The organism is Pseudomonas sp. FSL W5-0299 (assembly GCF_005930655.1).
In the GTDB taxonomy this organism is placed as follows: Bacteria; Pseudomonadota; Gammaproteobacteria; order Pseudomonadales; family Pseudomonadaceae; genus Aquipseudomonas; species Aquipseudomonas mandelii.
The window spans coordinates 225,072-238,458 of record NZ_RXHX01000007.1; the positions used below are offsets into that span (position 1 = coordinate 225,072).

The following is a 13,387-nucleotide window of genomic DNA, read 5'->3' on the forward strand; positions in this document are numbered from 1 at the left end:
CTTCCGAAAAAAGTTCAAGCACTATGCCCGTTATGCAAAAACGCAATGTTTCTACCGTCTTAAGAGCGCTGCTCGATCAGCACGGGATCTCCCCCACGGAGCTTCACCGTCGCACCGGCGTGCCTCAATCCACTCTCTCGCGAATCCTCAGCGGGAAGATCGTCGACCCTTCGGATAAACACATTTCGAAGATCGCCGAGTACTTCGCTGTGAGCACCGATCAGTTGCGCGGGCGCGCGGATGTCGCTGCCATCGCCAATACCGGGCGCGATCAATTGCATTCCGAACTCAAGGACATAAGTCTGTGGGACGACGACACGCCCGTCGATGATGACGAGGTGTCGGTCCCCTTTCTTCGCGAGGTTGAATTGGCTGCTGGATCAGGAAGATTCGTTATCGAAGAAAGCGAACGCTCTAGCCTGCGCTTCGGCAAGCGCAGCTTGCGCCATAACGGTGTGCAATTCGATCAGGCCAAATGCGTGACCGTGCGCGGCAACAGTATGCTGCCGGTGCTGCGCGATGGCGCCACCGTTGGCGTGAATGCGGGCAAGTGCGGGATTGGCGACATCATTGATGGCGACTTGTATGCCATCAATCACAACGGCCAATTGCGGGTGAAACAGCTTTATCGCTTGCCGACCGGTATTCGCCTGCGCAGCTTCAATCGGGATGAACACCCGGACGAGGACTACACTTTTCAGGAAGTCCAGGAAGAGCAAATCGTCATCCTCGGTCACGTCTTCTGGTGGGGCATGTACGCCCGTTAACCTCACTGCCCTGCAATAAAACCCGCCACCGAGCGGGTTTTTTTTCGCCTGCCACAAACCGTCAGCGCCTTTGTTTGCAGGGGCATTCATGCGTCAGTGCATTTCTAACGCATAAATAAATGCATTTACGCATTGACTGTATATGCATCCATGCATATTCTTTGTCTCAAGCCGCTCAACAAAGCAGCTCGAAACGAAGCTCTTTAGTTCCACCACAAAAGGCAGCGATGAACCGGCCTCAACGGTTCAGAGGGTTGGCAACTGACCCGGGTGTGCAGCGTAAAGCACCAGAAGCAGTTATCCGGCGGGCAGGGACCGCGGTCGGAAAAACAATCTGAATGGATCCGTACCGCGCCAGTAGCGCCGAAAGATCAACGCGAAGGACCGCATTACTGAAAAGCCCGGCAAGCGCCGGGCTTTTTGGAATGCCTACCTACCGTCAGGCAGATCAAAGCGTGCCGGGATGCCGGCGATCAATAAGGATGTGAACATGAAAAAGTACGCCCGCGTTGTCGATGGAAAAGTCGACAACCTCTACGAAACCGTTAACGCCATCACAGATGAGTTTCCCGCCGATCAACTCTGGGTGGATGTGACCGGCACCGTCACCAGTCAGGTCGACTACTCCTATAACGCAGTCAACACAGACGGTGTATGGACGTTCAACTCCGGTTTCCCTTGGCCGCAATCTGTGTTGGGTGAGCAACTGCGCAATGAACGAACTCAACGGCTCGACAAACTCACCGCCAGCGTCGCGTCTTCGGCCTTGCAATTCAAAGTCGACCTGGGTGTGGCCACGGGTGCAGAGGAGGCTTACCTGCAGGCCTTCAAGGAATATTGCGTCGCTTTCAATCAGGTGAATAAACAGCCTGGGTTTCCGCTGACCATCGTTTGGCCCGTACAGCCTTAAGCAAGCTCTAACATCGCAATACAACGCAGGACCGCATTACTGAAAAGCCCGGCAAGCGCCGGGCTTTTTGGAATGCCTACCTATCGTCAGGCACCTCAAGAGACACCGTTTGAAAAAAACACACATCAATCACCCCGGGAGGCGTGACATGACAAACGAGCAACAAGCGTTGCTGGACATGCCGATCTGGCTTGTCATCGTCCTCGCCCTGGTGGGCGGGGTGTCCGGCGAAATGTGGCGCGCCGACAAGGACGGCGCCCGCGGCTGGTCACTGCTGCGGCGTCTGGCCTTGCGCTCCGGAGCCTGCGTTATCTGCGGGGTCTCGGCCATCATGCTGCTGTATGCCGCCGGCGTGTCGATCTGGGCCGCTTGCGCATTTGGCTGCCTAACGGCGATGGCCGGGGCAGACGTGGCCATTGGTCTCTATGAGCGCTGGGCGGCCAAGCGGATTGGCGTTTGCGAAGTGCCGCCGCGCGATTCTCGCCAGGATCACTGAAACCCAAGACCAATGGATTGGCGAGCAGCGGTGCCGACCGGCATCCGCCCCGCAAGGACGCGGGTTTCCCATGGCCAGTACCTTTGAATCAAACCCGCCCTCAGCGGGTTTTTAATGCCCGGTGAAAACCCATGAAAATCACTCCACTGATTTCGCAACTGCGTGATCACTGCCCAACCCTCGCCAATCGCGTGGCCGCCGGCATCGACCTCACCACACTGCAAGCCGACAACCCACTGCAAACCCCTTGCGCCTACGTCGTACCGATCGCCGATCTGGCGAGCAAAAGCGTGGCGCAGAACCTGAACCTGCAACCGATCCGCGACAACTTTGAAGTGACCCTGGTGCTCGACACCACGGACGCTACAAAAGCGCTGGATCTGATGCACGACCTGCGGGCCGAGCTGTGGCGTGCGCTGGTGGGTTTCAAGCCCGGCAGCGACTACCAGGCCATCGCGTATGACGGTGGCGAACTGGTTTCCATTAACAGCAGCCGTGCGCTGTATCGCCTGCGCTTTTTTACCGAGTTCCAGCTCGGCCGCAATCTGCCTGGTCAGCCTGCGGAGAGCTGGCACGAACGTGAACTGGACGGCTTGTCGTCCTTTACCGGGGTCACGGTGCGGGTCGATGCGATCGATCCGGCGGACCCCAATCTGAAACGCCCGGGGCCCGACGGGCGCCTGGAACTGACTTTCTCTGGAGACGTAACCCCATGAGCAAACGCATCACCGTGCTGCCGGCCCCAGGCCGTGCCGTGCCCGACCCGGAAGCGGGCGATCTGTTGCCCCTCGAGGGCCGTGAAGTGCCGGACAACGCCTGGTGGCGTCGACGTCTGGCTGATGGCGATATCACTACCAAAGCCGTGAAAGCGGCAAAACCACAGGGAGCCCAATAATGGCGATCGGATTCAGCAACATCCCCGCGGACATTCGTGTTCCGCTGTTCTACGCCGAGATGGATAACTCGACGGCCAATAGCGCATCCTCGGCCATGCGCCGTCTGATCGTCGCCCAGGTCAACGACAACATTGCGCCGGCCGACGTCGGCAAGCTGGTGCTGGTGTCCAGCGTGGCGCTGGCCAAAAGCGTCGGTGGCCAAGGCTCGATGCTGGCCTCTATGTACGAGACGTTTCGCAAGACCGATCCGGTCGGCGAGATCTGGTGTCTGCCGCTGCACAACACAGAAGGCAGCATTGCCAAAGGCGTGCTGACCCTGACTGGCGCGGCCACCCAAAGCGGTGTGCTCAACCTCTATGTGGGTGGCGTTCGCGTTCAAGCGGCCATCGTCAACGGCGCGACGGCGACTCAAGCGGCAACGACGCTGGCGCTGAAAATCAACGCAGCTGCCGATCTGCCGGTCACCGCCGCTGCGGCTGAAGGTGTCGTGACCCTGAGTGCCAAGTGGACCGGCGACAGCGGCAACGACATCAGCCTGCAATTCAATCGCCTGGGCAAGAGCAATGGCGAAGAAACGCCGGCCGGCCTGACCTCGGCAATCACCGCCATGACCGGCGGCGCCGGGGTCCCGGATCAGGTTGGAGCCGTGGCAGCGCTGGGCGATGAGCCGTTCGAGTTCATCTGCATGCCGTGGTCGGACCTGTCGACCCTCAACACCTGGCAAGCCGTCATGGATGACAGCACCGGTCGTTGGTCCTGGGCCAAGCAATTGTTCGGTCACGTCTACAGCGCCAAGCGCGGCACTATCGGAACACTGGTTGCCGCTGGTCAGGCGCGTAACGATCAGCACATGACCATTCAGGCGCTGGAACCGGGCGTACCGCAACCGTTCTGGGTTCAGGCCGCTGCACTGGCTGCACGCACGTCGGTGTTCATCTCCGCCGATGCCAGTCGTCCGACTCAAAGCGGTAGCCTGCCAGGTCTCGATCCGGCTCCGGCGAGCGAACGTTTTACCCTGACTGAGCGTCAGTCGCTGCTGAACTACGGCATCGCCACTGCCTACTACGAAGGCGGCTACGTGCGCATTCAGCGCTCGATCACCACCTACCAGAAGAATGCCTACGGCCAAGCCGACAATTCCTACCTGGACAGCGAAACCATGCACCAGTCGGCGTTCATTGTGCGGCGCCTGCAAAGCGTGATTACCAGCAAGTACGGTCGCCACAAACTGGCTTCCGACGGCACCCGTTTCGGCGCCGGCCAGCCGATTGTGACCCCGAGCACTATTCGCGGTGAGCTGATCGCCCAGTACGCCAAGCTCGAACTGGAAGGCCACGTCGAAAACGCCGAGCTGTTCGCCCAGCACCTGATCGTCGAGCGCGACGTGCAGGACCCGAGCCGGGTCAATGTGCTGTTCCCGCCGGACTACATCAACGGCTTGCGCGTGTTCGCGCTGCTCAACCAATTCCGTCTGCAGTACGACGACGCGGCGTGATCGCTGCCGTTCTCTGACTGTAAAGACTGTGTGATTTCAGCCCACCGCGCGTGGGCTTTTTATTTGAAGGGAGAAACACCATGGGTCAACTGATTGCAGGCACCTGCTACGTCAAAGTGGACGGCGCTCAACTGACCATCAACGGCGGCTGCGAAGCGCCTTTGATGGCGGTGAAACGGGAAACCGTCGTACCCGGCTTCTACAAGGAAACCGATATCGCACCGTCGTTTAAAGTCACAGCGCTGCACACCGCGGACTTCCCGCTCAAACAGCTGATAGCCGGTTCCGACATGACCGTCACCTGCGAGTTCAGCAACGGCAAAGTCTACGTGCTGGCCGGTGCGTATCTAGTTGAAGAGCCGGCCTCCAAGGGCGATGACGCCACCATCGAACTGAAATTCGAAGGCATCAAGGGGACCTGGCAATGAGCGACGCCGTGAAGCTTCAAGTTGCGATCGAAGCTCACGGCGAGCCCTTGACCGAACTCAACCTGCGCCGTCCGACGGTGCAGGAAGTTCGAGCGATAAAGGCGCTGCCGTACAAGATCGACAAGAGCGAAGAAGTGAGCTTGGACATGGACGTCGCGGCCAAATACATCGCGATCTGCGCCGGCATCCCGCCGTCGTCGGTCAACCAGTTGGACCTGGCTGACCTCAATGCGCTGAGCTGGGCCGTCGCCAGTTTTTTCATGAGTGCGGCGTCGGCGCCATCACCGACCTGATCGCAGTCGCCTATGACCTGGCCTGGTTCTGGAAGGTTGACCCCGAACAGATGATGGCCAGGCCACTGGATGTGCTCCGCGAATCGCTGGAGCACGCGCAACGGATCAATGCGATGCAGCAGGTGCAGTGATGGCGAATACACAGATAAACATGAGCCAGACGAATATCCAGGCCACGGTGAACATGATCGTGGTGATGCAGGGCGCCAAGAAACTGGACGCCGAGCTGAAGGGCATTCGTGGCAAGGTCGCATCGTTTAAAAAGAGCATGGAGGACAGCGGTCTCAAGCCGCTGGATCTCTCTGGATTTATCTCCGGCGGCGGTTTGCTGAAGCCGTTTCAGGACAGCATCAAAAAAGCGATCGCGTTTCAGGATGAGTTGGCGAAAAAGGCCAGCAGTCTCAAAGGGCTCAAAGTCCCCAAAGTCGGCCTCGGGGAAACGTCCGCCAACCTCGCCAAATTCAACAAGGCGCTGGATGACATTTCGTTGAAAGTCGGCCAGGCATTGCTCCCGGCCCTCAACAGCATCGTCACTGCGCTCGCGCCGGTAATGACCTCTATCGGCCAGTTTGTGGCGGCCAACCCTTATCTGGTGGAAGGATTGGCCGCCGCCGCGGTGGCTTTCACCGTTGTCACGGTGGCAGCGATGGGCCTGGCCACGGTGATGGGCATTTTGACCTCGCCGATTGGCTTGATTGCCGCTGCTGTCGCGGCGGTCGTCGCGGTCCTCGTTATCGGCGCCCGATTGATAATGGACAACTGGCAGCCGATTTCAGGATTTTTCACCGGGCTCTGGCAAGGCATTTCAAGTGAGTCCGACGCTGCGATTACCCGGGTCAAGGCACTGTTCGACTGGAAGCCGGGTGAAGTTGTGAAGAAATATTGGAACGAAGCGGGCGACTATATGTCCGGCGCCATAGACAGGGGTGGCGCCTTCACCCGCAAGTCACTGGATGAGGTGAAGTCTGCCTTCTTCGAAGCCGGTATCAGCGTCACCACCACGGTTGCCGGATGGCTGGGCACAATCAAACCCTACTTTGACTGGTCGCCAAAAGAGCAGGTCGACAAGGCGATTGGGGCGGTCGTTCGTATTTACAACGATGTCGGTAACAACTTGATCAACACTGTTGCCGGATGGCTGGACACACTCAAATCGTACTTCGACTGGTCGCCAAAAGGGCAAATCGACAAGGCGATGAGCGCGGTCGTCGGCGTCTATACCGATGTCTTTGACGGCATTACCGCTCGTGTCGTTGCGGGGCTGGAAACCCTCAAGTCAGTGTTCACCTGGTCGCCCAAGGCGCTCATCGAAGAAACCTGGCAACCGGTGGCGGGTGTTTTCACTGCGCTATGGGACGTCATCTGGGCACTGAGCGCGTCGGTGGCGGACCGTCTCAAAGGTTTGTTCGATTGGTCGGCGCAGGAACGGGTCCGCGTTTGCTGGGAAGGCGTGGAAGGTTTTTTTGCCGGTTTGTGGGAATCCTTGACTGGCCCGCTACAGACAGTAAAAGACCTGTTCCAGTCGCTATTCGGTTGGTCGCCCAAGGACCAGTTCACAGCAAACTGGGAACCCCTGTTGGGTTGGTTCAGCGATTTGTCGGCGAAACTACAGGCTGTGATAGGGCCAATCAGAGCGCTGCTGGATGGCAACCTTTCCGGTTTTGTCGCGACAATCACCGGCAACGTTGACAGTGTCACCGAGCAGAGTGGCAAGCCAGGTGCTGACGGCGAAAATGGCCTGGCGCCTTCGTTCTTCCGCAAGAACACGCCGGCCCCGCAAGCGACTTCAGTGTCGTCCGGCAATCTCCCCCAACACTCCAGCGCCCTGATCCAGCAAACCGCTACCAACAACCGCACGCAACTCGAAGGCGGCCTGACCGTGCGCTTCGAAAATGCTCCGGCGGGCATGCGCACCGATCAACCACAAACCAATCAACCGGCGCTGGCGCTCACTTCGCGCATCGGCTACCGCTCACTTTCACTTGGAGGTTCCAATGAGCTGGCGTGATCGTTTGATGCCGGCGTCCTTTCGGGGTGTCGGATTCTGGGTTGATCAGGCGAAATCCCCGGTCGGCCAAAAAGGCCAGTTGCACGAGTATCCGCAGCGAGACCTGCCGTACTTCGAAGGCCTTGGCCAACAGGCGAATATTCACGATCTGACGGCGTTCATCGTCGGCCCCGATTGCCTGGAGCAGCGCGACAAGTTGCTCAAGGCGCTGGAGCAGGGCAGTGGCGAGCTGGTCCATCCGTGGCTCGGACGGCTACAGGTCAAGGTCGGCGAATGCGACATGACCCACACCCGCCAGGACGGCGGGTTGGTGACGTTTGCCCTGAAGTTCTACCCGGATGTGCCGGTGCCGTTTCCGGTCGCGGCGATCAGTACACAGAAACTGTTGCTGGCGTCCGCGGACACTTTCCTGGGCTCGGCGGTGGCGCGCTTCGAAGATGCCATGAGCCTGATCCAGGCGGCGCGGATTGGCATTGCCGACCTGCGCAACAGCATCAAGGACATCTACGGGGTGATCCAGCAACAGCTGCAACCGTTGATCGACCAATACCGCCAGATCAGCGACCTGGTCAAAGCCGTGAAGGAATTGCCCAAGGAAGTAGCGGCGGAGTTCAAGGCGTTGCTCGGCGACATCAAGGAGCTCAAGGACTTCGCTCGTGAGGGGTATCGTGGCGTGATTGCCAACGTCTCCCAGCAGGTCGAAGCGATCCGCAAGGCCGATGCACCGAAGCTGACTACCGGCAAAGACACCATGGCCGCGGCTCAGGCACTGACCAACCTGGTGCAGGATGCCTTGGTGGTGCAGGCCGCCAAATGGGTGGCCTTGTTGCCGATTGCGACGTTGCCGGTGAAGGTTTCTCCGTCACCGCTGGATCTGCAGGTAGAGCAGCCGGTCACCCGCCCGGAGGTGCCGGTGATTGATGATGTGCAAAGGGCGCTCAAAGAAATTGAAGAGGCGATCAAACTGGTCGAGGACAAGGCCAATCCTGCGCACTATCAGGCCGCGGCTGATCTGCGCCAGAAGCTGAAAGCGCACCTAAAGGCCGTTGCATCGTCTGGCATCAGGCTGGTGAGCAAGTCTTTTCAGGACGGCCTGCCGGCGCTGGTTGCGATCTACAGACAGGTGGCTGACGCCACTCGGGTCCTGGAAGTGACTCAGCGCAACGGCATTGTCCACCCAGGCTTTCTCCCGCCGCGCGAACTCAAGATCTCCGGGGAGTAGCCATGAAAGAGCAGGATAACCGCGTCACGCTGACCGTCGACAATCTGGAATACGGCGGGTGGAAAAGCGTAGAAATCACGGCGGACCTGGAGCGTCAGTTCCGCACCTTCAAACTCGACATCACCTGGCAATGGCCGGGGCAGACCGAGGTGCGCCGGATTCAGCCCGGCGCACCCTGCGAAGTGCGCATCGGCAGTGATCTGGTGCTGACTGGTTATGTGTTCAAGGCACCCATCAGCTATGACGGGCAACGCATCAGCCTGAGCATTGAAGGCAGCTCAAAGACCCAGGACCTGGTGGATTGTGCCGCGACCAATAAACCCAACCAGTGGCACCAGCAATCGCTGCTGCGAATCGTGCAAGACCTGGTCTCGACCTACGGCGGTTATGTCGTCAGTGAAATCCCGGAAACGGCTCGGCGAGACAGTCACACCATTGTGCCCGGCGAGACGGTTTTCCAGTCCATCGACCGATTGCTGTCGTTGTTCCGAGTGTTTTCCACCGATGATGCGCAAGGCCGGGTCGTGCTCGCACGGCCGGGCAGCGGTGGGCGTGCCAGTGAAGCGCTGGAGTTGGGCAAGAACATTCTCTCGGCCAACGCGCCGACGGACTACAGCCAGGTGTTTTCCGAATACCGGGTGATTGGCCAGCAGAAGGGTGACGACAAGAAAAGCGGGGCGGCGGTCAGCGAGGTCGAGGCGGTTTCCACGGACCTTGGCTTCAAGCGACGGCGAACCACGGTGATCAATGAAGGCATGCAGATCACCCCAGAACTGGCCCTGCAAAGGGCCAACTGGGAAAGCGCCACCCGTATGGGCAAGGCCCTGACCACGACCTATCAAGTGCAAGGCTGGCGGCAAGCGAACGGCGATTTGTGGCGACATAACACACTGGTGCGGGTCAAGGATCCGGTGCTGGAAATGGATGGCGACATGCTGATTTCCAAGGTCACTTACTCGCTTTCGCAGCAGGGCTCAATCACAACCCTGCAAGTCGCGCCACCTCACACGTTCGACGCCAACCCCGCGCCGCCCAAGAAAGCCTGAACTTGGCGCCGGATCTTCCGTGCGGCCCATTCTGTGAATGATCGCGTTCGGGCCGATTATCCGAAGGAAACCCAATGAGCCTACTGACACGCCTCCTGGCGCGCGGCACCGTCGTGCTCGCCAACTCGGCCACCAAGCTTCAATCGCTGCAAATGCGCCTCACTGCCGGCGAAGTGAACGACGACATGGAGCACTTCGAACCCTACGGTTTCACCAGCAATCCGCTGGCCGGCGCCGAAGGTATCGCCACGTTTCTGGGCGGTGACCGTTCCCACGCCATCGTGTTGGTGGTCGCCGACCGTCGCTATCGCCTCAAGGCCCTGGCCCAGGGCGAAGTGGCGATCTACACCGACGAGGGCGACAAGATCCACTTCAAGCGCGGGCGGGTCATCGACATCGAAACCGCGACCCTGAACATCCGCGCCAGTACCGCCGTAAACATCGACACGCCGGTGATCAATCAGACGGGCAAGGTCGTCTCCACTGGCGATCAGATTGCCGGCGGCATCAGCCAGATCAAGCACGTGCACGTCGGCGTGCAGGCGGGCAATGGCCAGACCGGTGTACCGGCAGGAGGGCAGTGATGTTCATCAGTCAGAACCTCCACGCCGCGCTGACCCGTTCAGTGCTGATCAGCCTGTTCACCTGGCGCCGCGCCGCCGATGACGATGCCCTCGATGACGAAGAACGTTTCGGCTGGTGGGGCGACACCTTTCCGACAGTGGCGGACGACCGGATCGGCTCGCGGCTGTGGCTGCTGCGCCGGGTCAAGTTGACCCGCCAGACCCAGATGGACGCCGAGTTCTATGCCCGTGAAGCCTTGCAATGGCTGCTCGATGACGGCCATTGCAGCGCCATCGACATCATCAGCGAACGCCTCGACGCCCAGCGCCTGAACCTGCGCACGGTCCTGACCCTGGCCGACGGCGAGCGCCTGGACATCAATCCTGATAACAGTTGGCAGGTGATTTATGCCGTTTGAAACTCCTTCGCTGCCGGTGCTGATCAAACGCGCCCAAAGCGACCTGGCCAGCGATTCGCTGCGCCAGTCCGATGCGCAAGTGCTGGCCCGAACCCTCGGCGGCGCGGCTTATGGTCTGTATGGCTACCTTGACTGGATTGCCGAGCAGATTCTGCCAGACAAAGCCGATGAGTCGACGCTGGAACGGATCGCCGCATTGCGCCTGAACCAGCCACGTAAAGCGGCGCAAGCGGCGACGGGCAGTGTCAGTTTTACCGCCAGCGCCGGTGCTGTGCTGGACGTCGACACGTTGCTGCAATCGAGCGACGGTCGCACGTATAAAGTCACCGCTTCACGCACCACCAGCAATGGCCTCAACAGCACGACCATCGCAGCGCTCGACGCTGGCAGCCTGGGCAATGCAGACGCCGGCCTGACGCTGATTCCGGTGCAGCCGATTCTGGGCATTGTCGGCAGCAGCTTCACTGTTGAGGCTCCGGGATTGATCGGTGGTGTCGCGCAGGAAAGTCTGGAGTCCCTGCGGTCCAGGGTGATCAGTTCCTATCGCATCATCCCCCATGGTGGTTCGGCGCAAGATTACGAAACCTGGGCGCTGGAATTTCCCGGGGTCACCCGTGCCTGGTGCCGCGGCAGTTACCTGGGCCCAGGCACCGTTGGCTTGTTCATCATGCGCGATGACGATCCACAACCGTTGCCCAACCCCGTGCAACTGGCTGAAGTCCAGGCCTACATCGAACCGCTGCGCCCGGTTACCGCCGAGTTGCACGTGTTGCCACCGGTACAAAAGCCAGTCACCTATCAACTGAGTCTGACGCCCGATACCAGCGCTGTCCGCGCCGCTGTCGAGGCGCAACTGCGCGATCTGCACAACCGCGAAGCCGGCTTGGGTGACACCTTGCTGATCAGCCACATCCGTGAAGCGATCAGCAGCGCCACGGGTGAAAGCGATCATGTACTGGCCAGTCCGTCAGCCAATGTGCAAGCCGCCGTCAACCAGTTGCTTACCTTCGGGGGGTGCGTATGGCAGTGATCAGAACCGCCGCGCAGTACCAGGCGCAACTGCGCAGTTTGCTGCCCAGCGGCCCGGCCTGGGATCCCGAACGAGTGCCGGAACTCGAGGAGGTCCTCGAAGGCGTGTCTCAGGAACTGGCTCGCCTCGACGCTCGCGCCGCCGACCTGCTCAACGAGATGGACCCGGCAGGCGTCAGCGAACTGGTGCCGGACTGGGAGCGAGTGATGAACCTGCCCGACCCGTGTCTTGGCGCCACGCCGCTGTTCGACGACCGACGACTTGCCGTGCGCCGCCGACTGCTCGCGGTCGGCAGTCAGGCCGTCAGCTACTACATCGAGATCGCCCGCACTCAAGGCTACCCGAACGCGACCATCACCGAACACGAAGCCCCGCGGATGGGGCGCGCACGATTCGGTGCGGCGCATTTTGGCACATGGCAGGTGCAGTTCATGTGGACGCTCAACACTGGCGGGCGTTTGTTGCTCGGTCGACGTTTCGGTGCCAGTTACTGGGGCGAACGCTTCGGCATGAACCCGGGCTCTGCCCTGGAATGCCTGATCCACCGCAGTGCCCCGGCGCATACCAAGGTGCACATCAATTATGACTAAGGAGTAGTGGGATGGATTATCCGAACAGTGTGCCCAGCGCCGGGTTGGTGAATGGGAGGTTTGTCGATGAAGACCCGTTGGCCGGGACGCCGGGGTCGTTGATCCCGGCGAGTTGGGGCAATGGGGTTACTGAAGAAATTCTCGGCGTAATTGGCGCTGCAAATCTCGCGGCCACGGAAAGCAATAACAAGCAGTTGTTGGAAGCGATTAAAAAATTGATGAGTGACGCTTCAAAGCACTCTGGAACCCTTTCCGGATTGCTGGTGAATGCGAGTTTCTCAATTACTGTTGCCTCATTGACAGGAACCTTCAAGGCTGATGAGTTGAGCGTTCGATCGGCACCGAGTGGTGTGGGTTATCGGTTGCAGAACTTCAGCAAGGTTATCAATCTCGGTGCTACCGGTGCGGGAGGGATGGATATTGGGTCGGCACCGGTTAATGGCTATGTCGCGCTGTACGCTATTTATAACTCCGTCACCGGCGAACAGAATATTCTTGCTGTTAACAGTACGTCTATGATTGCACCTGGCGTGTATGGTGGCGGCAAAATGCCGAATGGCTATGATGCTTCGGCGTTGATCAGTGTCTGGGCAACTGATGCGACGGGAAAGTTGAAAGTTGGAGCGCAGCGCGGACGGAAGGTTTTTATCTTGCTCTCCAAAGCCTATTTTGGGACTGCGCTTATTAATAATTCACCCTTGTCCATTGCGGGTATTATTCCGCCGAACGCCTACGAGATAAATGGCGAAATAGTAATCTCCAATAGTTCCCAAACTTTGTCCTACATCAATATGGTACTGAACGCAGACAGTGTGGGGGTAGGTCAGCAAATTACTTCCGGTTATTTAGGGGCCGGTGCGGGTTTGGCAGGTAACTACTCAATGCCAGTGCTTGGGAATCAAACCATTTATATGTACTGCCAGAGTACGGCGGGTGCGCCGACGTTTGAACTGTATATCGGCAGCTACTCATTCAATTGATCAGGAGGTGGTAATGGATGTGGTCAGCGTTCAATTCGACAGTGAAGAAAGAAAGGTCATTATTGCGGAGTTCTCATCTGTGCAAGATGCGAGTTTCTGGAGGAATCTGGGTGTGGTGTCGAGAGATGATGGCAGGTACACGCAGTTCCAGTTAAAGACGGGAACCGCCACGAGCGCTTCTTCAACGCCCGCCCTCAAGCGGGCGTTTTCATTTTTGCGTTCTTAGTGTCGGCTTTGCCCTGAC

The 13,387-nt window shown here is 59.2% G+C and carries 17 protein-coding genes; all 17 read left to right on the forward strand.

Annotated features, from left to right (window positions below; genetic code table 11):
• Positions 1-32 precede the first annotated feature (32 nt).
• The 17 genes from FHL16_RS12265 to FHL16_RS12345 all read left to right on the forward strand — a co-directional run bounded on the left by FHL16_RS12265 (position 33) and on the right by FHL16_RS12345 (position 13,369).
• Positions 33-767 (forward strand): LexA family transcriptional regulator, encoded by a 735-nt coding sequence (locus FHL16_RS12265; RefSeq protein ID WP_077748338.1) that lies wholly within the window; start codon positions 33-35, stop codon positions 765-767.
• Between the two features lie 490 nt (positions 768-1,257).
• Complete coding sequence (locus tag FHL16_RS12270) at positions 1,258-1,677, forward strand: tail fiber assembly protein (RefSeq protein WP_077748357.1); 420 nt, start codon at positions 1,258-1,260, stop codon at positions 1,675-1,677.
• A 148-nt stretch (positions 1,678-1,825) separates the two neighbouring features.
• Positions 1,826-2,173 carry a phage holin family protein gene (locus FHL16_RS12275; RefSeq protein WP_010462762.1) on the forward strand — a complete coding sequence of 116 codons (348 nt, stop codon included), beginning with the start codon at positions 1,826-1,828 and terminating at the stop codon, positions 2,171-2,173.
• A gap of 131 nt (positions 2,174-2,304) precedes the next feature.
• The gene (locus tag FHL16_RS12280) at positions 2,305-2,889 is read left to right on the forward strand and encodes a phage tail terminator protein (RefSeq protein ID WP_010462760.1); all 585 of its coding nucleotides are present in this window, start codon (positions 2,305-2,307) and stop codon (positions 2,887-2,889) included.
• Positions 2,886-3,068 carry a DUF2635 domain-containing protein gene (locus tag FHL16_RS12285; RefSeq protein ID WP_010462758.1) on the forward strand — a complete coding sequence of 61 codons (183 nt, stop codon included), beginning with the start codon at positions 2,886-2,888 and terminating at the stop codon, positions 3,066-3,068. Before FHL16_RS12280 ends, FHL16_RS12285 begins: the two co-directional genes overlap by 4 nt.
• Positions 3,068-4,564, forward strand: a complete 1,497-nt coding sequence (locus tag FHL16_RS12290) for a phage tail sheath subtilisin-like domain-containing protein (RefSeq protein WP_077748339.1) — start codon at positions 3,068-3,070, stop codon at positions 4,562-4,564. The genes FHL16_RS12285 and FHL16_RS12290 overlap by 1 nt, the downstream gene beginning before the upstream one ends.
• A gap of 80 nt (positions 4,565-4,644) precedes the next feature.
• On the forward strand, positions 4,645-4,992 hold the full coding sequence (locus FHL16_RS12295) for a phage tail tube protein (RefSeq protein ID WP_010462754.1): 348 nt from the start codon (positions 4,645-4,647) through the stop codon (positions 4,990-4,992).
• A complete protein-coding gene (locus FHL16_RS12300; protein ID WP_010462752.1) occupies positions 4,989-5,285 on the forward strand; it encodes a phage tail assembly protein in 297 nt (98 codons plus the stop codon). The genes FHL16_RS12295 and FHL16_RS12300 overlap by 4 nt, the downstream gene beginning before the upstream one ends.
• Before the next feature lie 130 nt (positions 5,286-5,415).
• Positions 5,416-7,293: a hypothetical protein gene (locus tag FHL16_RS12305; protein WP_077748340.1), complete on the forward strand. Its 1,878-nt coding sequence runs from the start codon at positions 5,416-5,418 to the stop codon at positions 7,291-7,293.
• Positions 7,280-8,515, forward strand: a complete 1,236-nt coding sequence (locus tag FHL16_RS12310; protein WP_077748341.1) for a DNA circularization protein — start codon at positions 7,280-7,282, stop codon at positions 8,513-8,515. Before FHL16_RS12305 ends, FHL16_RS12310 begins: the two co-directional genes overlap by 14 nt.
• Before the next feature lie 2 nt (positions 8,516-8,517).
• A complete protein-coding gene (locus FHL16_RS12315) occupies positions 8,518-9,561 on the forward strand; it encodes a phage baseplate assembly protein (RefSeq protein ID WP_077748342.1) in 1,044 nt (347 codons plus the stop codon).
• 74 nt (positions 9,562-9,635) lie between these two features.
• Positions 9,636-10,145, forward strand: a complete 510-nt coding sequence (locus FHL16_RS12320; RefSeq protein ID WP_010462745.1) for a phage baseplate assembly protein V — start codon at positions 9,636-9,638, stop codon at positions 10,143-10,145.
• Positions 10,145-10,543: a phage GP46 family protein gene (locus FHL16_RS12325; RefSeq protein ID WP_010462743.1), complete on the forward strand. Its 399-nt coding sequence runs from the start codon at positions 10,145-10,147 to the stop codon at positions 10,541-10,543. The genes FHL16_RS12320 and FHL16_RS12325 overlap by 1 nt, the downstream gene beginning before the upstream one ends.
• Positions 10,533-11,573: a baseplate J/gp47 family protein gene (locus FHL16_RS12330; RefSeq protein ID WP_077748343.1), complete on the forward strand. Its 1,041-nt coding sequence runs from the start codon at positions 10,533-10,535 to the stop codon at positions 11,571-11,573. Before FHL16_RS12325 ends, FHL16_RS12330 begins: the two co-directional genes overlap by 11 nt.
• Positions 11,564-12,163 (forward strand): YmfQ family protein, encoded by a 600-nt coding sequence (locus FHL16_RS12335; RefSeq protein ID WP_010462739.1) that lies wholly within the window; start codon positions 11,564-11,566, stop codon positions 12,161-12,163. Before FHL16_RS12330 ends, FHL16_RS12335 begins: the two co-directional genes overlap by 10 nt.
• Positions 12,164-12,174: 11 nt before the next feature.
• Positions 12,175-13,143, forward strand: coding sequence for a hypothetical protein (locus FHL16_RS34410; RefSeq protein WP_238706168.1), 969 nt, complete (start codon positions 12,175-12,177; stop codon positions 13,141-13,143).
• A gap of 13 nt (positions 13,144-13,156) precedes the next feature.
• A complete protein-coding gene (locus FHL16_RS12345; RefSeq protein ID WP_077748344.1) occupies positions 13,157-13,369 on the forward strand; it encodes a hypothetical protein in 213 nt (70 codons plus the stop codon).
• Positions 13,370-13,387: the final 18 nt, after the last annotated feature.